This is a genomic window from Maritimibacter alkaliphilus HTCC2654, from assembly GCF_000152805.1.
Taxonomy (GTDB): Bacteria; Pseudomonadota; Alphaproteobacteria; order Rhodobacterales; family Rhodobacteraceae; genus Maritimibacter; species Maritimibacter alkaliphilus.
The window spans coordinates 1,930,181-1,949,727 of the sequence record NZ_CH902578.1 but is presented as its reverse complement, the minus strand read 5'-3'; the positions used below and the strand labels follow the sequence as shown (position 1 = coordinate 1,949,727).

The following is a 19,547-nucleotide window of genomic DNA, read 5'->3' as shown; positions in this document are numbered from 1 at the left end:
GGCTGGCCCCTCCAGCGGATCGTGGCGGGCGCAAGCCCGCCGCGAAACTCCTAAAGCGCGATGCCGTTCTTGCGGAACAGCTCTTTCAGGTCGGCCTCGGGGCGCGGGCCGATGTGGCTGATGACCTCGCCCGCCGCGATGACACCCATGCGACCGCAGGTCTCGAGGTCATGGCCGAGCGCGTAGCCTGCAAGGAAGCCGGCGGCGAACTGGTCGCCCGCGCCGGTGGTGTCGACCGGGTCGATCCGGTTCACCGGCACCACGGCCTCTTTCTCGCCCTGCATCAGCACCACGTCGGCGCCGGACCGGGTGCACACGGCCAGACCACATTCGGCGGCGGCCAGTTCCAGCGCCGCCGACAGGTCGGTCTGGTAGAGCGACTGCCATTCGTGTTCGTTCCCGATCACGAAATCCATTTCTTTCACGAAGCGGCGGAAATCGTCGCGGTGGCGTTCCACGCAGAACGGGTCGGAGAGCGAGATGCCCACCTTGCCGCCGGCCTTGTGCGTGATCTCGGCGGCGCGGTTGAAGGCCGCCTTGCCCTTGTCCTTGTCGTAGAGATAGCCCTCGAGGAACATGACCTCGGTATCGCGCGCGGCTTCTTCCGGCACGTCGGCTTCGGAGATTTCCGACGAGATGCCGAGATAGGTGTTCATCGACCGCTCGCCATCGGGCGTGACGAAGATCATACAGCGCGAGGTCGGAAGCTCGCCGTCCTTCACCGGCGCGTTGACGAAGACCGTCCCGTCCTCGGCCATCTCATGCGCGTAGAAACGCCCCAGCGAATCGTCGCGCACGCGTCCGAGGAAGCCGGTCGACAGGCCCAGGTTCCCGAGCCCGGCGAGCGTGTTGGCGACCGACCCGCCCGGCGCCTGCACCCTGTTCTCCATCGCGCCATAGAGCGTTTCGCCGCGTTCCTTTTCGACGAGCTGCATGATGCCCTTTTCGATCCCCATGTGTTCGAGGAAGTCGTCGGTGTTCTGGGTGATGACGTCGACGATGGCGTTGCCGATGCCGACGACCTGGAAGCGTTTGGTCAAAGGTTCTTCTCCTCGAATTGGCAGAGATCGCGGATCAGGCAGGTGCCGCACAGGGGCTTGCGTGCCTTGCAGGTGTAGCGCCCGTGCAGGATCAGCCAGTGATGGGCGTGCTGCTGGTAATCCGCCGGGACATTGTCTTCGATGGCGCGTTCGACGGCGACGACGTCTTTGCCCGGGCAGATGCCCGTCCGGTTGCCGACGCGAAAGATGTGGGTGTCCACCGCCTGCGCCGGATAGTGCCACCACATGTTCAGGACCACGTTCGCGGTCTTGCGGCCCACACCGGGCAGCAATTGCAGGGCGGCGCGACTATTGGGCACCTCGCCGCCGTAGTGATCGACGAGGATCTGCGAGAGCTTGATGACGTTCTTGGCCTTCTGGCGAAAGAGGCCAATGGTCTTGATATGCTCGGTCAGGCCCGCTTCGCCCAGCGCCAGCATCTTGGCGGGCGTATCCGCGATCTTGAACAGCTCGCGCGTGGCCTTGTTCACGCCTGCGTCCGTCGCCTGCGCCGACAGCGCCACGGCGACGACGAGCGTATAGGCGTTGACGTGCTCCAGTTCGCCCTTCGGCTCCGGCTCGGCCTCGTGTAACCGGCGGAACACCTCGCGGATCGTCATATAGTCCATTTGCTTGGCCATCGATCCCCGTATCGGGGGTTTCGGCGGGGGGCGCAAGTTGGTGTGCGGGTCTTAACCTCGTGTTTCGCTTTTTCTGGTCTGGTGATGCGCAAAGGTCCAAGGATCGGGGCATGACAGCCAGAATGCACAGCCAGATCGCGACGATGCCGGGGTTCGGTCCCGGAACGCATGTGATGACGACCGACGGCGAATTGCCCGTCGAATGGCTGGCGACCGGCGACCGTGTGCTCACGCGCGACCACGGGGTTCAGCCCGTCCTTTGGGTCGGGCGCATTCGCGTATCCCCGGGTGATGCCGCCCTGCAACCGGACCTCGCCCTGGTCGAGATCGCCGAGGGTGCATTGGGGGATGGCGGCCCGACCCACGCGACCTGGCTCGCGCCCGCGCACCGGGTTCTTTTGTCGGGCGCGGCGGTGGAGTTGCATCTGGGGGTGGATGAAGCCCTCGCGCCAATCGCGCACCTTGCCGATGGGCTGCGCGTGCGCAGCGCCCCGATGGGGGCAAGCTGTCTGACCCAACTCCTCCTCCCCGTGCATGACCTTGTGCAGGCCAACGGGCTGTGGGCGGAATCGCTGCTGCTCGATCCGGCGACGCTGGGTGCCATCGGACGTGACCTGCCTGCGCACCTGCTGGCGACACCATCGCTCAGGCTCAGCCATGCCCGCGCGGCCCGGCTCTGCCTGACGGAGTGGGAGGTGCGGGCGTTGCGCGGCACGGATCGGGATCAGATCCCGCGGATGATCCGACAGGTTGCGTGATGCGCGGCGTCCCACGCTAAACCGCAGGAAACGGGTCGCCCGACGGGCGCGCCCCGCCTAAATTTGGTGTCGAAGGAGACGCCCATGACCGCGCTTGATCTGAAAACGCCCGAGACCGAGGCCGAAGGGGCCTATCACTATCACGTCATGCGTCGGGCCATCGACGCCATCGACGCGGCGGGCGGAACGCCCCTGACGCTCGACGCGCTGGCGGGCGAAGTGAACATGAGCCCAGCGCATTTTCAGCGTGTTTTCTCGAAATGGGTTGGCGTCAGCCCCAAACGGTATCAGCAATACCTGACCATCGACCACGCCCGCGCGCTGCTGCGCGACAAGTTCACCATGTTGGAAGCGGCCAATTCGCTGGGCCTGTCCGGGACCGGGCGGCTTCACGACCTGTTCCTGACGTGGGAGGCGATGAGCCCCGGCGACTACGCCAAGGGCGGCGAGGGTCTGACGATCCGCTGGGGCTGGTTCGATTCGCCCTTCGACCTCGCCCTCGTCATGGCGACGGACCGGGGTATCTGCGGACTGGCCTTCGCCGCCGAAACCGGGGCCGAAGCGGCGATGGCCGATATGCTGTCGCGCTGGCCCAAGGCGACGTTCGTCGAAGATCCCATGGCGATCCGGCCCGATGTCACGGCGGCTTTCGATCAGACTGGCGAGGCGCGGCTTCACATGATCGGCGCGCCCTTCCAGATCAAGGTGTGGGAGGCGCTGATCGCGATCCCTTCGGGCCACGTCACCACCTATTCCGAGATCGCGGGCGCGGTCGGCCACCCCAAAGCGGTCCGCGCCGTCGGCACCGCCGTGGGGCGAAACCCGGTAAGCTGGATCATCCCGTGCCACCGGGCGCTGCGCAAATCGGGGGGCCTTGGCGGCTATCACTGGGGATTGCCGGTCAAACGCGCGCTTCTCGCGTGGGAGTCCGCGCGCGACGAGGCCATCGGGTAGGCGGCGGTTTGCTGCCCGCCGCGAAACCCGGGCCGAACGGGCCTTTCCCCTTGCGGGGCCGGGGCTTATGCTGCCCGCGAAGATCGGATTCCCACTGAAAGGTCCACGAATGACTACCCTGAAACCCCTGTTCGTCCTGCCGCTGGTGTCGGTTCTGGCGCTGACCGGCTGCTCGACCGTGGGTCAGCGCGAAGGCGCGGGCATCGCGACCGGCGCGGCTGTCGGCGGCCTTGTCGGCGCGGCGATCCCCGGCAACCGTGCAGCCACCGCGGCGGCCGGCGCCATCGGCGGTGCCATCGTCGGCGGTCTGGTCGGCAACCAGCTCGACAAACAGGCGGGCGACCTGCGCTCGAGCCTGTCGAACTCGTCGATCCAGGTCATCAACACCGGCAGCTATCTGAAGGTCGTGATGCCGCAGGGCATCCTGTTCCCGACCGACAGCGCCGATGTTTCGCCCGCCCTTTACCCCGATCTGCGCGCGCTGGCCGAAAACCTGCGCGAGTATCCGAATTCGTCGGTTCAGGTCGTGGGCCATACCGACAACACCGGGCAGGCGAGCTACAACCTCACCCTGTCGCAGCGCCGCGCGCAGGCCGTGCTCGGCGTGATTCAGTCGAACGGCGTCGGTGCCGCACGGCTTCAGGCGGTGGGCAAGGGCGACAGCGAGCCGGTCGCGACCAACCTGACGCCCGAGGGCCGGGCCCAGAACCGTCGCGTCGAGGTGCTCATCATCCCGCGGGGCTGAGACCGCGCCAAAGGTTAACGAAGGGGCCGGACCAGCGTCCGGCCCTTTTTCGTGTCCGATGCACCGTTGCGGCTAGTCGAAACATGGATTGACCGCTAGGGAAGACGACATGCCGAAGTTCGCCGCCAATATCTCGCTCCTGTTCAAAGAGCTTCCGTTCCTCGACCGTTTTGCCGCTGCCGCCGACCACGGCTTCACCGGGGTCGAGGCGTTGTTTCCCTATGACGACGCGGTGACCCAAATGACCCGGCGGCTCGCCATGAATGGCCTCCAGATGGTGCTCATCAATTGCCCGCCGCCCAACTGGGCCGGGGGCGAGCGCGGGTTTGCGGCCGTGCCGGGTCTGACCGAACGCTTCCGTCACGACTTCAAACGCGCGGTCCGCTTCGCCGAGGCGCTGGGCGCGCAGCACATGCACGTCATGGCCGGCAAGGCGAGCGGTCTGGTCGCGCGAACCACCTTCGTCGAAAATCTGCGCTGGGCCTCGGCTGAGGCGCCCAGGATGAGCCTGACCATCGAGCCGCTCAACGGCACCGACATGCCGGGGTATTTCCTGAACGACTTCGATCAGGCGGCCGAGATTCTGGACGAGGTGAAGGCGAAGAACGTGAACCTTCAATTCGACATGTATCACGCGCAGATGCTCACCGGCGACGGCATGGCGGTGTGGGAGGCGCATGGACACCGCGCGGTCCACGTCCAGATCGCAAGTGCGCCGGGTCGGCGGGCACCCGAGAAGGGCGAGGTCGACTTTCCCGCCTTCTTCGCCGCGCTGGACGACAGCGGCTACAAGGGCTGGGTCTCGGCCGAATACATGCCCGAGGGCGACACGCGAAAAACGCTCGGCTGGCTGGACGCGGTGAAAGGCTCCTGACAGGATGCTGTCAGTTGGGGGGTGTTAATCAGGGTTCGTCAGAACATGAAGGAGACCTGATATGACCACGCAACCCATTGTCGTCTGGGCGGAAATTCCAGTGAAAGACCTGAAGACCTCGATCTCGTTCTACGATTCCGTCTTCGGCTATCGGACGGAAATTGACAGCAGCGCCCCCTTCGCGGTGCTCAACGGCTCGACCGCCGGCGTCGGCGCGAACCTGTTTCAGTCCGACGACACCGGCACCCGCGGCAACGTCATCCACTTCGCCGTCGACGGCACCTGCGAGGCGGCTGCCGACCGCGTGCGCTCTGCCGGGGGGCAGGTGCTGGGCGAGGCTGTCGAGATTCCGGCGGGCCGCTTCATCATGGCGCTCGACCTCGACGGCAACCAGATCGGCCTGTTCCAGCCGCACGCCGCCTGATGCGACGGGCCGACCGCCTGTTCCAGATCGTTCAGTATCTGCGCGGCGGTCGGCTGACCACGGCCCGAAGCCTCGCCCAACGGTTGGAGGTGAGCGAGCGGACCATCTACCGCGACATCGCCGATCTCATCGGCTCCGGCGTTCCCATCGAAGGCGAGGCCGGGGTCGGCTACATCATGCGCGCAGGCTACGACGTTCCGCCGCTTATGTTCACGCAGGCGGAGGTGACGGCGCTTGTCGCAGGCGCGCGCATGGCCCGTGCCTGGGGCGGGCTGGAAATGGCCCGCGCCGCCGAAGAGGCGCTGGTCAAGATCGAAGCGGTGCTGCCGCAAAGCCTTAAGGATCGCGCCGCGCGGGTGCCGATCGAAGCGATGGACTTTCTCTCCGCCGACCCGGTCGACCGCGCCCGGCTCGACCAGTTGGAACATGCCGCTCATGCCCGCCTGCGCGTGCGTTTTCCCTATGAGGACGAGGGCGGGCGGGCGACGACCCGCACGGTGCGCCCGCTTGCGCTGCTCTATTGGGGCAAGGTCTGGACGCTGGCGAGCTGGTGCGAGCTTCGTCAGGATTTTCGCATGTTCCGCGTCGACCGCATGGGCGAGGTGAGCGAGGGCGATGTGTTTCCGCTGGAGGCCGACAAGAACCTCAAGACATTCTACGACTGCCACCGGGGCCGACCACTCGCCTAACTCCCGATCCGCGCCGGATGCGCACAGGCCAGTTCCGGCGTTTCGGCGTCCAGCGTCACATGGGTTATCTCGAACCGGGTGTGGAGCATATCACGAAGGCGGCCCTTCACACGCGCGATCTGCGGCAACGTCTCGGCGTCGGTCACCAGATGCGCCTCCAGCGACACGACCCGTTCGCTGATCTGCCAGATGTGCAGGTGATGAACACTTGCGACACCTTCGACGGTTTCCATTGCTGCCAAGACCTCATCCGGTTCGATGCCCGGCGGGGTGCCCAGCATGAGGGTGCGGATCACGCCCCGGATTTCGCCGACCGCCATCCACAGGATGTAGCCCGCGATCAGAAGCGTGGCGAGCGGGTCTGCCCAGCTCCACCCGAACGACACGATGAGCAGCCCCGTGACGATGACCCCGACCGAACCCAACGCGTCCGCCACGTTGTGCATGAACGCCGCGCGGATGTTCACGCTTTCCTTGGACAGCCGATAGGTCAGCCAGGCTGTCACCGCATCGACGATCAGCGCGAAGACCGACACCCAGATCATCAGCCAGCCGATCACCTCCACGGGGGCGAAGAACCGCTGCACCGCTTCGTAGATCAGGTAAAGGCCGATCACGATCAGGGTCGTCAGGTTGATGAGCGCGGCGACAAGTTCCGCCCGTTTGTAGCCGAAGGTCATGGTCGCGTCGGTCGGTCGCCGCCCGATCCGCCGTGCGAACCACGCGATGCCAAGGCTCGCCGCATCGGACAGGTTGTGCACCGCATCCGCGATCAGTGCGACCGAACCGGACAGGAGCCCCCCGACGATCTCGGCCACGGTCAGCGCGACGTTGACTCCGACCGCCGCCGCGACGGCGCGGTCGCCCGCGTCGGGGTCTACGTGATGGTGGCCGTGGGCGTGATCGTGGGGCATGGCATTCTCCGTCTGCCCACCCTAAATAATTCCTCTAGCGACTAGAGGTTCAAGAGGTAATTTTCATGTATTCGATTGGTGAACTCAGCCATGCCACCGGGGTCAAGGTGCCGACGATCCGGTATTACGAGGGCGTCGGGCTGATCGAGGCCGACGAGCGGACCGAGGGGAACCAGCGCAGGTATTCCCGCGCCGGGCTGGAGCGTCTGGGGTTCATCCGCCACGCGCGCGATCTGGGGCTGTCGCTCGACGCGATCAGGGCCTTGGTCGCGCTGGACCCTGCCAATCATGCTGAGACTCACGATATCGCCGAGACCCACCTGTCGGACATCCGCGCCCGGATCGCGCGGCTCAGGCGGCTGGAGGCGGAACTTCTGCGGATCGTCGAAGCCTGCGACGGAGGGCCGGGGCACGACTGCAATATCCTCGAAGCGTTCGGGGATCATCGGCAGTGCGATCACGAGCATTGAAAGGTTAACGGCGGGGTGGGCCGGCGGATTGGTGCCGGGTTAAGGTGCTGAAAACGAAGCGAAAATCGACGCGCTAAGGATACTAGAATCCTAGTATTCTAGTATCCTGACGCCACGCGAAACCCGGGCGACCACAACGCCACCCGCGCCCTCTCAGCTTTCTTCGATCGACCAGCCCCCGTCGATGATAAGCGTCTGCCCCGTCGTCCAGGCCCCGGCGCGGGAGGAAAAGAACAGCGCCGCCCCCGCGATGTCGTCCGGCTCACCCAGCCGTTTCAGAGCATAGGACGCCGACACCTGTTTCTCGCGCTCCGGGTCCTCGTAAAGCGCGCGGGCGAAGTCGGTCTTCACCACCGCAGGCGCGATTCCGTTCACCCGGATGTTGTCGGGGCCATAGGCGCTCGCCAGATTGCGTACGATCTGTGTGTCGGCGGCCTTGGTCACCGCGTAGATACCCAGCATCTTCGACCCCTTGAAGGCCGCGATGGACGACACGATCACGATCGCGCCGCCGCCCTTCGCCTGCATCCCCGGCACCACCCGCTTGGCAAGCTGCATGTTCGCCCGGATGTTCACCGCGATGGTCTTGTCGAACGCATCGTCGGGCGTGTCGAGGAACGGGCCCATATAGGGGTTCACCGCCGCGTTCAGAACCAGAATATCCGCCGGTCCCAACTGCGCTTCGGTCTCGGCCACCAATCGGTCGAGGTCTTCGTCCTTCGACACGTTGGCCGGGATCGCGACCGCCCGGCCGCCGCCCCGCGCGTTCACCTCGGCCGCGACCGCGTCGCAAACGTCGGCCTTGCGGGACGAGATCACCACGTTCGCCCCGGCCTCGGCCAGGGCGAAGGCGATGGCCTTGCCGATCCCCTTGGTCGACCCCGTGACGATCGCGGTCTGGCCCGTCAGATCGAACAGCGAATGCATCACGCGATCTTCACGATCTGCTTGCCGAAATTGCCACCCTTCAGCATCGACATGAAGGCCTCGGGCGCGTTTTCCAGCCCCTCGGCCACGTCCTCGGTGAACTTGATGGTGCCGTTCGCGACAAGCGGCGCGACCTCGCCCAGAAACTCGTTCAGCCGGTGCCAGCCGTCGGTGATGATGAAGCCCTCGACCTTCAGCCGGTTCACCAGAATGGTGCGCCAAGCACGCGGCAACTGGTCCTTGCCGGGGCCGTCGCCCATCCCCAGACCGCCCAGATCGTACCACGCGATCATGCCGCAGACGGGGATGCGCCCGAAGGTGTTCATGTTGGGCAGCACGCCTTCCAGCACCTTGCCGCCTACGTTCTCGAAATAGATGTCGACCCCGTCCGGGCAGGCCTCGGCGATGGCTTTGCGCATCTCTTTCCCGTCGGCATAGGCGCGGTGATCCAGACATTCGTCGAACCCGAAATGCTCGACCGCATGGCGGCATTTGTCCGGGCCGCCCGCGACGCCCACGGCCCGCAGACCCAAGTGCTTGGCGTATTGTCCGACCATCGACCCCACGGGGCCGGTGGCGGCAGCGACCACAACCGTTTCACCCGCCTTGGGTTTGCCGATATCGGTCAGCCCGTGCCAGCCGGTGAACCCCGGCATCCCCAGAACGCCCAGCGCGGCGGTCGGCGGCACCCCCGCTGGCACCTTGGTCAGCGCCTTGGCGCTCATCACCGCGTGGTCGCACCACCCGGTCATGCCGAAGACCACGTCGCCCTCGGCGAACCCGTCGGCGTTCGAGGCGATGACCTCGCCCACCGTGCCGCCCTCCATGACCGCGTCGACCTCGACCGGGGCGGCATAGCTTTTCGCGTCGTCCATCCGTCCGCGCATGTAGGGGTCGAGCGACAGGGCGGTGACCCGCACCACCACCTCGCCCGCCTTGGGGTCGGGGACTTCGTAATCTTCGAGCCGGAAGTTCTCCGGCGTGACTTCGCCCTTCGGCCTTTTGGCCAGAACGATCCGTTTTGCGGTGACAGACATTTGTGCTTTCCTTCCTCCCGAGTCTTGCGGATACTTGGCTTTGAAACTGAGTTTCGCAAGGTAAAACGCCACGTAAACCAAGGTGCCGCACGAGCGCCGGGCGTGGCAACCGAAAGGGAGGAGCCTCATGCAAGGCATGATGATGAATCGGCCGTTGTCGATCATTTCTATTCTGGATTACGCCGCCGAAGCGCATCCCGACGCCGGAATGGTGTCGGTGCGGACCGAAGGCGACACGCACCGCGCCACGTATCGCGAAACCTACAAAAGGGTCGGCCAGCTTGCCCACGCCCTTCATGCGCTGGGAATCGAGCAGGGCGACCGCGTCGCGACGCTCGCGTGGAACGGCCACCGTCATTTCGAACTTTACTATGCGATCTCGGGCATGGGGGCGGTGTGCCACACGATCAACCCGCGCCTCTCGGCCGAGCAGATGATCTATATCGTGAATCATGCCGAGGATAAGGTGATCTTCGTCGATACCACCTTCCTCCCGATCATCGCGGCGTTGCGCGACCAGCTTCCGAAGGATCTGCGCGTCGTGGTGATGACCGACCACGATCACATGCCCGACACGCCGCTCGACGTTCTGATCTACGAGAACCTCCTTGACGGGCAAAAGACCACCTACGACTGGCCGGAGTTGGACGAAAACACAGCCGCCGCGCTGTGCTATACCTCCGGGACGACCGGCAACCCCAAGGGCGCGCTCTATTCGCACCGCTCGACCGTGCTGCACGCGCTTATGGTCGCCGCCGTCATGGGCGGTGCGCTGGGGCAGGGGACGAATGTCCTGCCTGTCGTGCCGCTCTTCCACGTCAACGCTTGGGGTCTGCCCTATGCAGGGCCGATCCTCGGTATCAACCTTATCATGCCCGGTCCCGGTCTGGACGGTCCGAGCGTGTTCAAGCTGATGGATCAGGAAAAGGTCTACTCCGCTTGGGGTGTGCCGACGGTCTGGATGGGCCTGCTGGGCGAGATCGAGAAGCAAGGCCGTGCGCCCGAAGGGTTCGGCGACGTGGTGATCGGCGGGTCCGCCGCCCCGCGCCCGATGATCGAGAAATTCGAAAAGCTGGGGATCAACGTCAACCACGCTTGGGGCATGACCGAAATGTCGCCCATCGGCACGCATGGGGTCCAGCCGCCCAAGGTCCGCGACCTGCCGTTCGACGAGATGATCGACGTGAAATCCCGGCAGGGCCGCCGGGTCTATGGCGTGGAACTCAAGATCGTGGACGAGGACGGCAACCGCCAGCCCCACGACGGCAAGGCCATCGGCGAGCTTTACGTGCGCGGCAATGCCATCGTCGCGGGCTACTTCAAGAACGAGGAAGCCAGCGCCAAGGCGATCGACGCCGAGGGTTGGTTCGGCACCGGCGACGTGGCCAGCATCGACGACAACGGCTACCTGACCATTCAGGACCGCGCCAAGGACCTCATCAAATCGGGCGGCGAGTGGATTTCCTCCATCGACCTCGAAAGCGCCGCGCTTTCCCACCCGGGTATCGCCAACTGCGCGGCCATCGGCGTGGCCCACCCGAAATGGGACGAACGCCCCGTGCTGGTCGCCGTGGCGGCAGGGGACGAGCGCCCGTCGCTGGACGAAATCCGGAATACGATGGAGCCGCACTTCGCCAAATGGCAACTCCCCGACGACGTGATCTGGGTCGAAGACCTCCCGCTCACCGCGACCGGCAAGGTGTCAAAGCTGAATCTGCGCAAGCAGCTGGCGGATTATAAGCATCCAGAGGTGGCCTGAGGGGTGGCGGGCGCCCTCGCGGGGGACTGCGGGGGCGGGGGTGTGTAGCGGATGGCAGCTGAGCGGACGGAGCGGTCTTTGGAACTTTCTGGTTCAAGGTCCGCTCTTGCATATCTCGCAGAAATCAACGATCTCAATCCCGAATTGGTCATTAATTCTTTGCTCTATGAAAGCTGATGTCACTTCCGCCCGGTTACTTGGATCGCCTTAGAGATAACATTTCCCTCACTGACGTAACTTCGCGTTGGGTTCGTTGGGATATGCGGAAAAGTAATCCTGAAAAAGGAGACTATTGGGCACCTTGCCCATTTCACGAAGAAACAACAGCAAGCTTCCATGTTGATGATCGGAAGGGCTTCTATTATTGCTTTGGATGTCATGCAAAGGGCGATGTTGTTTCTTTTCTCAAAGAAAAACGTGGCATCAGCTTCATGCAAGCTGTGAGACAGCTGGCATTCATTTGTGGGATGGACGATGAGCTCGCATCGAACGATGACGAGAGCCATTCAGCGGAACCACTAAACCTACTTCAACTCAAAGACCTCATTGTTGAGAATTTTGACCAAGAAAACTTTCTCGAAATTGGTGTGCTGTCTGGCTGGACAAACCAAATCCGCAATCACAGTCGTCTTCTTAGAAGCTTGAGTTGGCGTGACCCAGATTACCCTGGAAACGTCTTGGACCTAATTACTCGGATGGATGATGCAGGTGATGGCTCAATCGAGAAATTACGCACCTACATTGAAGAGAAGTTTTCGATCGAAGCTCAAGCCGCGACCGATGCAGTGGCATTCTCCGCCGCAAAACGTAGTCTGGGTTACAATTTTGTTAGATCGCGAAACGATGTAATCGGTGTGATGATGCCCTTTGGAGGCCGGTTTGGACAAGTTTACGACGCAATCAAACGATCATGCGAAACGACGCCGCTCCCCGCAAAGCGCGCTGATGAGGTTTGGAACAACTCGGTCCTAATCAACGACATACTTGAGCTTATCAACCATTCGGCTGTGGTCATATGTGATCTAACCGGTCGCAATGAAAACGTGTTCTACGAACTTGGGATCGCACACGCCTGGGGAAAACCTGTTATTCCAATAACTCAGAATAGCGAAGACGTGCCGTTTGATCTGCGCCATCATCGATACCTGACCTATCTGAACAACTCAGAAGGTTTGGGAGTTCTGGAAAATCAACTCTCGTCGCGTCTTCAAGGTCTGGTCGGCGAGAAGCCTTGATTTTGACGAACCGCCACGCGAAAGCGGCTACTCGTGCGCCTCGCAGCATCGGTCAAACCGGGCTCCAAGTTGACCTTTGTGCAATGTGTAGCATCATGCACTTTGGCCCCCCCGGTTGACCCACCCCACCGCCCTATGCCACCCACGCCCCTTTCACCAAGCCCCCGGCCCGCGCCGGGCCAAGCCGAAGGAAGGACACATGCCTCTCACCCTGCGCCGCAACCGCTCCCGCGATCTCGCCCCTCTGGAACAGATGCTGCCCGACGCGGATATCCCGCTCCTCAATCCCAATGCGAAAGTCCCGTTCGACGAGATGGAGTGGCAGCGCAAATGGCTGGGCGAGGGGCAGGATGTGTCGTTCTATCTCGAGGATGACGCGGGCCGGGACGTCGGCTTTTTCGCCCTGCGCGAAGGGATCGGGCCTGAAGTGCGCCACCTCACTTACGTCTATCTGGTGGAAGAGGCGCGCGGCGGGGCGGCGGCGGAACTGAACGAACGGGTCGAACAGGCGGCGCTGGACCTTGGCGCGCTGACCCTGACGCTGAAGGTCGAGCTGGACAACGCGCCCGCGCTCAACGCCTATCTGTCCGCCGGGTACGAGGAACTGTCGCGCCGTCACGGTATGGCGACCATGCGGCTCGACCTCGAAGGGCGTCAGCCCGCCTAGCCCAGCGTTTCGTCCGCCTTCTGCGCCAGCGCGTTCACCTCACCGATGAACGACGCAAGCCCGCCCATCGGCGTCATCTCGGCCTCCACCTGCCGTTGCGCCGTGGCCCAGGCAGCGGCACCTGCGGCCAGCCGCGCCTCGCCGTCCTCCGTCAGCGCCAGCACCGACTTGCGCTTGTCGCGCGGGTGGGGCGCGCTGGCGATCAGCCCGTCGCGCTCCAGCGGTTTGATCCCGCGTGACGCGGCGGACTGGTCCATCTCCATGTAATCCGCGATCTTCTGCACGGTCGGGGTCCGCAGGCCCTTGACCCATGCCAGCATGGCGAGTTGCGAGATCGTCAGACCCCGCTCGGCCAGCGCCGCATCGTACAGCCGCACCATCCGGCGCGAGGCGCGGCGGACGGCAAGGCAGTAGCAGTTCCCGGTCAGAAGTTCCGCCAGTTCCGGAGTCATGTCTTCGGACAGGTCTGTGCTCATGCCGTTACGTCCTCATTGACTCGATGCATATGCATGTGATCCGATGCATATGCATCTATTTGGAGATTAGGCCATGTTCGACGAAGTGCCAAGACCCGACATCAACGCTGGCCCCGCCGATATGGGCAAGCTCATCGGCATGTCCGGGCTCGACATCATGCGCGCCACGATGGCGGGCGAGATCGCCGCGCCGACCATTGCCGAGACGATGAATTTCTGGATCCATCAGGCGGATGAGGGCATGGCGGAGTTCCGGGGCGAGCCCACGACCGCGCATATGAACCCGCTGGGCACCGTGCACGGCGGCTGGGCCATGGCGCTGCTCGACAGCGTTCTGGGCTGCGCGGTCCACACGACCTGCGCACCGGGCGAGGGGTTCGTATCGATGGACACCTGCGTCAAATTCGTGCGGCCCATGATGCCCGGCACCGGGCAGGTCCGCGCCATCGCCACCGTGCAGACGCGCGGCAAACGGGTCGCGAATGTCGAGGGGCGGGTGGAAAGCCGGGATGGCAAGGTCATCGCGCTCGGCACCTCCACCTGTTTCATCCAACCGATCGGCGGCTAGGCCCCCTTCTCCTTCCCTTGAGGGGAGCCTGTCCACCGGAGGGCGGCGCCCGAGCGCGCCGCCCTTTCGGTTGCGCCCCCGCGCGTGGCGGGGCAGGGTCGCGCCATGTGGTTTCAGAAGCCCTTCTTTGCGTGGATCGCCATTGGCGCGATGGGTCTGCTGGCGCTCGCCGCGACCATCGACCTGACGTTCCTCAAGGGTCTGCCGGAGGCACCGGACCTTCCCGACCCCGTGCTGCGGCTGCTGGCGATCACACAGCCTTTCATGCTTCTGGCCGCCGGAACGGCAGCGGGTGTGGGGCTGTCGCACCGCGTGGGCCTCACCTCATGGCTGACGGCCCGGCTGCGCGGCGAACCCGCGCGGTTCCCGTCCCCCGTCCTGCCCGTCGCGGCGGGCCTCGTCGGCGGCATCCTGATCGCGCTGGCGGATCGGTGGTTCTACCATGTCTACAGCGGGGGAGAGACGCCGGGAACGGCTCTGCCGACCCTGATGCAAGGGCTGGCGGCGATCACCTATGGCGGGATCGTCGAGGAACTGATGCTGCGATACGGGCTGCTGACGCTCATGTTCTGGGCCGCGTGGAAACTGTCGGGCCGTGTGCCCGGTTCGGTCCTTGGCACCATGCTTGTCATCGTCGTGGCCATGCTCTTCGGCCTCGGCCACTTGCCCGCGATGGCCGTGACCGCCCCGCTGGATGCCGCCATCGCGATCCGCACCATCCTGCTCAACGCCGTGCTCGGTGTGCTTTACGGCCTGTTCTACTGGAAACGCGGGCTCGAGGCCGGGATGATGGCGCACATGGCCTCCCACCCCGGTCTGTGGATCGGTCTCAGCCTGTTCTAATAGGAATAGGCGCCGTAGATCTTCGACAGATCGCCGTTCCAATCGCCATGGTAATGCGCCAGCAACTCGTCCGCCGGCGTGCGCCCGTCCTCGACACTGTCTTCCAGAGTATTGAGGAAATGGCGCTCGTCAGGGATCATCCCGCCCGAAGCCGGGCGCGCGCGTGCCTTGAGGCCCGCCCGTGAAATCTCCAGCGCCTGCGCCGCCAGATCCTTCATCCTGATCGACCCGACGACGGCATCCAGCGCGTCCTCGGATGCCGCCACCCGAAGCGCCTCACGGGTCTCCGCGTCCCAGCCTTTGATCAGATCCCACGCCGCATCCAGCGCGGACTGATCGTACATAATCCCGGTCCAGAACGCGGGCAGCGCACAGATCCGCCGCCACGGGCCACCGTCGGCCCCGCGCATCTCCATGAACTTCTTGATCCGCGCCTCGGGGAAAATCGTCGTCAGATGATCGGCCCAGTCCGAAAGCGTCGGCACTTCGCCGGGCAGGGCAGGCAGCTCACCCTTCAGGAAGTCGCGGAACGACTGACCCAAAGCGTCGATATACTTGCCGTCGCGGTAGACGAAATACATCGGCACATCGAGCGCATAGTCCACGTAGCGTTCGAACCCCATGCCGTCCTCGAACACGAAAGGCAGCATCCCGGTGCGCGCATCGTCCAGCCCGCGCCAGACCCGCGAGCGCCAGCTTTTGTGGCCGTTGGGCTTGCCGTCGAAGAACGGCGAATTGGCGAACAGCGCCGTCGCGACAGGCTGCAACGCCAGCGCCACCCGGAATTTCTGCACCATGTCGGCCTCGGACGCGAAGTCTAGGTTCACCTGAACCGTGCAGGTCCGGTACATCATCTGCGTGCCGTGGGTGCCGACGCGGCCCATGTAGTCGGTCATCAGCCGATACCGCCCCTTAGGCATCATCGGCATGTCTTCGTGCGTCCATTCGGGCGCAGCGCCCAGACCGATGAACCCGGCCCCGATCCGGTCGGCAATGTCCTGAACCTCGCGCAGGTGCTCGTTCACCTCGTCGCAGGTCTGGTGGATCGTCTCAAGCGGCGCGCCGGAGAGCTCCAACTGCCCGCCCGGCTCCAGCGACACGTTCGCGCCGTCCTTCTCCAGCCCGATCAGGTTGCCGCCCTCTTCGACCGGCGCCCAGCCATAGGTGTCGCGCAGGCCCTCCAGCATCGCACGGATCGACCGTTCCCCGTCGTAGGGCAGGGGTTTGAGCGTGTCCTTGCAATAGCCGAACTTCTCGTGCTCGGTGCCGATCCGCCAGTCGTCCTTGGGCTTGCACCCCGCCTCGAGGTAGCCCGCGAGCTGGGATTGGTCGGTGATCGGCCCGCCGCCGGACTGGGGAATGGACATGAAACGCTGCCTCTGAACTGTCTCGGAGTTTACGAGTGTTCGATTGCGCGGGGGGTGTCAACGCCCGCCGGGCCCTTTCGCCAGATCGTGACGGGGGTCTCGGGCGGTTGGTTCAGTGCGCGGATGGCGGTTTCGATCCGGGCGCCGGGCAGGGCGGTGAGCACGTCGAACACCGCACGCGCCCCTTCTGCGGCGGCGGGAACGGACAGCCGTTCGCCCGCCATGTCGAAGCGCCAGAACGCGCCGCCCGCACGGCTCGCTACCACCGATACCTGTGTCAGAGCGTCGATCGCCGCGATGCCTCCGCCGACCGGGGCGAGGTAGGTGATCTGGCGCTCGTCCACCTCGACCACGCCAAGCCCGCCCGATCCTGTGCGAAACCGGGCGCGTTGGAACCCGGTCCACAGAAACACGGCCCCCAGCAACGTGACGGCGACACCGATCCACGGCATCAGCCCGACGCCCACCAGCACCCAGCGCAGCCCGGCAAGCGCCACCGCCGCACCGATCAGAACATCACGCCAGCGCGCAAGGCCGTTCAGGGCTTCGGGCCGCAGGAAACTCATGCCGCCACCTTTCGCGCGGTGCGCAGGATGACGAGCGTATAGACCCCGATGCGCTGAAACCCGATGGCCGCATAGGCGCGGCAGGCCGCCTCGCCGGAGGCGAACAGGATCGCCTCGCGCACGCCTGCTTGACGCACCTCGATCAGATGCCGCCCGACGGCGGTCCGGGCATATCCCCGTCCGCGAAACGCGGGCGGTGTATAGACCCCGCCGATCTGCACCATGTCCGGCAGTTCCGCGTTGAAGGCGGTCATCGCGACGGGCGTGTCGCCCTCCATCAGGATGCGGCCATAACCCTCGGCGATCATGCGCTCCGACCGCGCCACCGCTTCGGCCGCGTTGTCCGGCCCGTCGTCAGCGCCCAGCGTTTCGATGGTATAGGCCGCGTTCCAGCGGGTCAGGAGCGAAAGGTCCGCTGGCACCGTCGGGCGAAGGGTCTGGGGGCCGAGGGCGCCCTCGTCCAGCCTGTCCAACGACAGCCGAAAATGCGGCTCGTCCCGGTCGAGCGCGAAATCCGCGCCCTTGAAATCGAACTCCGCTCGCGCAGCCTCGACCTGATCCTTGGCACCATTCAGCCCGATCACCTCGCGCCCCGCGATAGCGCGGGCAAAGCCCCGCCAGTCGTTGCCTTGCCCCATCACGAACCCGGCGTTCGATATGCCGAACACCCCGGTCACCGCCTCCTCGCCTTCGACGTAATAGGCGGTGCCGTGCGGATGCGTCCGGTTCATCAGGCCGTGGCGCGCAAGATTCGCGCGCAGGAACATCGTCGTCGCCGCGTGATCGGACAGGAACGCCTCGATTGCGGGAATATCGGTGGCGATGGCGGGCCGCATCACCAGTCCCCCAGCGCACTTTGCCACAGGGTCATCGCCGCCACCGCTGCCGTATCGGCGCGCAGGATGCGCGGGCCGAGGCTGACGGAGACCGCGCTTTCCATCCCGTGCAGGCGTTTGCGCTCGGCATCCGAAAACCCGCCTTCTGGGCCGATCAGGATCGCCCAGGGCGCGCCGGCCGCGCCGCTTAAGGGCTTGTTCTCGCCCGCCAGAGCCTCGTCGCAGAACATCAGGCGCCGCGCCCCGTCCCAGCCATCGAGCAGCCGGTCCAGCTTTTCCGGCTCCGCCACTTCCGGCACGAATGTCCCGCCGCATTGCTCGGCGGCCTCGACCGCATGGGCCTGCAACCGATCCACGCGCACCCGTTCGGAATTGGTGAACTCCGTCAGTACCGGCACGATGCGCGACGCGCCCATCTCGGCGGCTTTCTCGACAATGAAATCCGTGCGCGCCTTCTTGATCGGCGCGAACATCAGCCACAGGTCCGGCGGGTCCAGTTGCGGCGCGGCCTGACCCAGACAGGTCAGCACCCCGTTTCGCTTGCCCGCCAGCGTCACCTCGGCGGTCCACTCGCCATCGCGCCCGTTGAACAGCGCCACGCGGTCGCCCACCGCCTGCCGCATCACGCCGAACAGGTAATGCGCCTTGTCGCGTTCGAGGGGAATGGTTTGCCCTTCGCGCAGGGACTCGTCTACAAAGAGCCGGATTTTGGCACGCTCGATCATGGGGGCACGTTATGGCGACAGGCAACGGGACGCCAGAGGCAGCGAACGGCAGCGGCACGGTCGCCGATGCCTATACCGGCAACTGGGTCGACAGGTATGCGCCCGCGCCCCTGCGCCCCTATTTCCGCCTCAGCCGTCTGGACCGACCGATCGGCACATGGCTTTTGCTGCTGCCGTGCTGGTGGGGTCTGCTCTTGGGCATGGGCTTCGACGGGCGTGCGAGCTGGCATGACCTCTGGATCGCCGTGGGCTGCGCCATCGGGGCCACGCTCATGCGCGGCGCGGGCTGCACCTGGAACGACATCACCGACCGCCACATCGACGGCTCGGTCGCGCGCACCCGGTCCCGCCCGATTCCCTGGGGCGCGGTGAGCGTGCCTCAGGCGCTGGCGTGGCTCGTGGTGCAGGCGCTGATCGCCTTCTTCATCCTCATCACCTTCGACACGGCGGCCATCATCCTCGGCATCGTCGCGCTCGCCCCGGTGGCGATCTACCCTTTCGCCAAACGTTTTACGTGGTGGCCGCAGATCTTCTTGGGCATCGCCTTCAACTGGGGCGCGCTCCTTGCCTTCGCCGCACACACCGGCACGCTCGCCTGGCCCGCCGTCGCGCTCTATCTCGCCGGCATGGCATGGACGCTGTTTTACGACACGATCTATGCCCATCAGGATAAAGAGGACGACGCGCTGATCGGGGTGAAATCCACCGCCCGGCTCTTCGGCGACAATACGCCGCGCTGGCTGCTTGCCTTTCTGGTGGGCTGCGTCGCGCTCATGACGCTGGCCATCATCACCGCCTACCTGCCCGGTCAAAGCCCGCTGGCGCTGGTCGTGGCGCTTGCCGCGCCTTGGGCGATGGGTTGGCACCTGTCCTGGCAGATGCGCAAACTCGAGATGGACGATCCCGACACCTGCCTCATGCTTTTCCGCTCGAATCGGAATGCCGGGCTGATCCCTGTGCCGTTTCTTGCCGTCGCACTTTTCCTTTGATTGCACCTCGCGGGAAACAGCCCTAATGAAGCCTGCAACGTCA

General features: G+C 64.9%; 23 protein-coding genes. 13 read left to right on the top strand and 10 right to left on the bottom strand.

Going from position 1 to position 19,547, the window contains the following annotated elements:
* Positions 1-50 precede the first annotated feature (50 nt).
* Positions 51-1,040, bottom strand: a complete 990-nt coding sequence (locus tag RB2654_RS10515) for an adenosine kinase (RefSeq protein ID WP_008331265.1) — start codon at positions 1,038-1,040, stop codon at positions 51-53.
* Positions 1,037-1,681 (bottom strand): endonuclease III, encoded by a 645-nt coding sequence (gene nth / locus RB2654_RS10510; protein WP_040884706.1) that lies wholly within the window; start codon positions 1,679-1,681, stop codon positions 1,037-1,039. Before nth ends, RB2654_RS10515 begins: the two co-directional genes overlap by 4 nt.
* Before the next feature lie 110 nt (positions 1,682-1,791).
* Between nth and RB2654_RS22405 the strand changes: the two genes are divergently transcribed.
* The 6 genes from RB2654_RS22405 (at position 1,792) to RB2654_RS10480 (ending at position 6,125) form a co-directional block, all read left to right on the top strand.
* Positions 1,792-2,439: a Hint domain-containing protein gene (locus RB2654_RS22405; protein WP_083783377.1), complete on the top strand. Its 648-nt coding sequence runs from the start codon at positions 1,792-1,794 to the stop codon at positions 2,437-2,439.
* An 84-nt stretch (positions 2,440-2,523) separates the two neighbouring features.
* Positions 2,524-3,393 (top strand): methylated-DNA--[protein]-cysteine S-methyltransferase, encoded by an 870-nt coding sequence (locus RB2654_RS10500; protein WP_008331259.1) that lies wholly within the window; start codon positions 2,524-2,526, stop codon positions 3,391-3,393.
* Between the two features lie 109 nt (positions 3,394-3,502).
* The gene (locus tag RB2654_RS10495) at positions 3,503-4,138 is read left to right on the top strand and encodes a YiaD family glycine zipper/OmpA-like lipoprotein (protein ID WP_040884705.1); all 636 of its coding nucleotides are present in this window, start codon (positions 3,503-3,505) and stop codon (positions 4,136-4,138) included.
* Between the two features lie 109 nt (positions 4,139-4,247).
* Positions 4,248-5,012, top strand: a complete 765-nt coding sequence (locus RB2654_RS10490; RefSeq protein ID WP_008331256.1) for a hydroxypyruvate isomerase family protein — start codon at positions 4,248-4,250, stop codon at positions 5,010-5,012.
* A 61-nt stretch (positions 5,013-5,073) separates the two neighbouring features.
* The gene (locus tag RB2654_RS10485; protein WP_008331246.1) at positions 5,074-5,436 is read left to right on the top strand and encodes a VOC family protein; all 363 of its coding nucleotides are present in this window, start codon (positions 5,074-5,076) and stop codon (positions 5,434-5,436) included.
* The gene (locus tag RB2654_RS10480) at positions 5,436-6,125 is read left to right on the top strand and encodes a helix-turn-helix transcriptional regulator (protein ID WP_008331245.1); all 690 of its coding nucleotides are present in this window, start codon (positions 5,436-5,438) and stop codon (positions 6,123-6,125) included. Before RB2654_RS10485 ends, RB2654_RS10480 begins: the two co-directional genes overlap by 1 nt.
* Here RB2654_RS10480 and RB2654_RS10475 read toward each other — a convergent pair.
* Positions 6,122-7,039 (bottom strand): cation diffusion facilitator family transporter, encoded by a 918-nt coding sequence (locus tag RB2654_RS10475; RefSeq protein WP_008331243.1) that lies wholly within the window; start codon positions 7,037-7,039, stop codon positions 6,122-6,124. The two genes, RB2654_RS10480 and RB2654_RS10475, sit on opposite strands and share 4 nt — an antisense overlap.
* Before the next feature lie 65 nt (positions 7,040-7,104).
* Here RB2654_RS10475 and RB2654_RS10470 point away from each other — a divergent pair, with 65 nt between their 5' ends.
* Positions 7,105-7,509, top strand: a complete 405-nt coding sequence (locus tag RB2654_RS10470; RefSeq protein WP_008331241.1) for a MerR family transcriptional regulator — start codon at positions 7,105-7,107, stop codon at positions 7,507-7,509.
* Between the two features lie 153 nt (positions 7,510-7,662).
* Here RB2654_RS10470 and RB2654_RS10465 read toward each other — a convergent pair whose 3' ends face one another.
* The gene (locus RB2654_RS10465) at positions 7,663-8,436 is read right to left on the bottom strand and encodes an SDR family NAD(P)-dependent oxidoreductase (protein WP_008331239.1); all 774 of its coding nucleotides are present in this window, start codon (positions 8,434-8,436) and stop codon (positions 7,663-7,665) included.
* The gene (curA, locus tag RB2654_RS10460; protein WP_008331237.1) at positions 8,436-9,473 is read right to left on the bottom strand and encodes an NADPH-dependent curcumin/dihydrocurcumin reductase; all 1,038 of its coding nucleotides are present in this window, start codon (positions 9,471-9,473) and stop codon (positions 8,436-8,438) included. Before curA ends, RB2654_RS10465 begins: the two co-directional genes overlap by 1 nt.
* Before the next feature lie 127 nt (positions 9,474-9,600).
* Here curA and RB2654_RS10455 point away from each other — a divergent pair, with 127 nt between their 5' ends.
* The 3 genes from RB2654_RS10455 to RB2654_RS10445 all read left to right on the top strand — a co-directional run bounded on the left by RB2654_RS10455 (position 9,601) and on the right by RB2654_RS10445 (position 13,134).
* Positions 9,601-11,232, top strand: a complete 1,632-nt coding sequence (locus RB2654_RS10455) for a long-chain fatty acid--CoA ligase (RefSeq protein WP_008331235.1) — start codon at positions 9,601-9,603, stop codon at positions 11,230-11,232.
* Positions 11,233-11,408: 176 nt separating this feature from the next.
* Positions 11,409-12,467: a CHC2 zinc finger domain-containing protein gene (locus RB2654_RS22895; protein WP_008331234.1), complete on the top strand. Its 1,059-nt coding sequence runs from the start codon at positions 11,409-11,411 to the stop codon at positions 12,465-12,467.
* Positions 12,468-12,666: 199 nt separating this feature from the next.
* Positions 12,667-13,134, top strand: a complete 468-nt coding sequence (locus tag RB2654_RS10445; RefSeq protein WP_008331233.1) for a GNAT family N-acetyltransferase — start codon at positions 12,667-12,669, stop codon at positions 13,132-13,134.
* On the opposite strand, the gene RB2654_RS10440 is transcribed toward RB2654_RS10445, so the two are convergent.
* Complete coding sequence (locus tag RB2654_RS10440) at positions 13,131-13,610, bottom strand: MarR family winged helix-turn-helix transcriptional regulator (RefSeq protein WP_008331231.1); 480 nt, start codon at positions 13,608-13,610, stop codon at positions 13,131-13,133. The genes RB2654_RS10445 and RB2654_RS10440 overlap by 4 nt on opposite strands.
* A gap of 73 nt (positions 13,611-13,683) precedes the next feature.
* Here RB2654_RS10440 and RB2654_RS10435 point away from each other — a divergent pair, with 73 nt between their 5' ends.
* On the top strand, positions 13,684-14,178 hold the full coding sequence (locus tag RB2654_RS10435; protein ID WP_008331217.1) for a PaaI family thioesterase: 495 nt from the start codon (positions 13,684-13,686) through the stop codon (positions 14,176-14,178).
* Between the two features lie 105 nt (positions 14,179-14,283).
* Positions 14,284-15,021 (top strand): CPBP family glutamic-type intramembrane protease, encoded by a 738-nt coding sequence (locus tag RB2654_RS22400; RefSeq protein ID WP_008331215.1) that lies wholly within the window; start codon positions 14,284-14,286, stop codon positions 15,019-15,021.
* On the opposite strand, the gene RB2654_RS10425 is transcribed toward RB2654_RS22400, so the two are convergent.
* Genes RB2654_RS10425 through RB2654_RS10410 form a run of 4 tightly spaced genes read right to left on the bottom strand, consistent with a single transcriptional unit; the run spans position 15,018 to position 18,515 of the window.
* Positions 15,018-16,388, bottom strand: coding sequence for a glutamate--cysteine ligase (locus tag RB2654_RS10425; RefSeq protein WP_008331213.1), 1,371 nt, complete (start codon positions 16,386-16,388; stop codon positions 15,018-15,020). The genes RB2654_RS22400 and RB2654_RS10425 overlap by 4 nt on opposite strands.
* A 29-nt stretch (positions 16,389-16,417) precedes the next feature.
* Positions 16,418-16,954 (bottom strand): hypothetical protein, encoded by a 537-nt coding sequence (locus tag RB2654_RS10420; protein ID WP_008331211.1) that lies wholly within the window; start codon positions 16,952-16,954, stop codon positions 16,418-16,420.
* A complete protein-coding gene (locus RB2654_RS10415) occupies positions 16,951-17,790 on the bottom strand; it encodes a GNAT family N-acetyltransferase (RefSeq protein WP_008331209.1) in 840 nt (279 codons plus the stop codon). Before RB2654_RS10415 ends, RB2654_RS10420 begins: the two co-directional genes overlap by 4 nt.
* Complete coding sequence (locus RB2654_RS10410) at positions 17,790-18,515, bottom strand: 16S rRNA (uracil(1498)-N(3))-methyltransferase (protein ID WP_008331207.1); 726 nt, start codon at positions 18,513-18,515, stop codon at positions 17,790-17,792. The genes RB2654_RS10415 and RB2654_RS10410 overlap by 1 nt, the downstream gene beginning before the upstream one ends.
* Positions 18,516-18,526: 11 nt before the next feature.
* On the opposite strand from RB2654_RS10410, the gene ubiA reads away from it, so the two are divergent.
* Complete coding sequence (gene ubiA, locus RB2654_RS10405; protein ID WP_008331205.1) at positions 18,527-19,504, top strand: 4-hydroxybenzoate octaprenyltransferase; 978 nt, start codon at positions 18,527-18,529, stop codon at positions 19,502-19,504.
* The last annotated feature ends 43 nt before the right edge of the window (positions 19,505-19,547 follow it).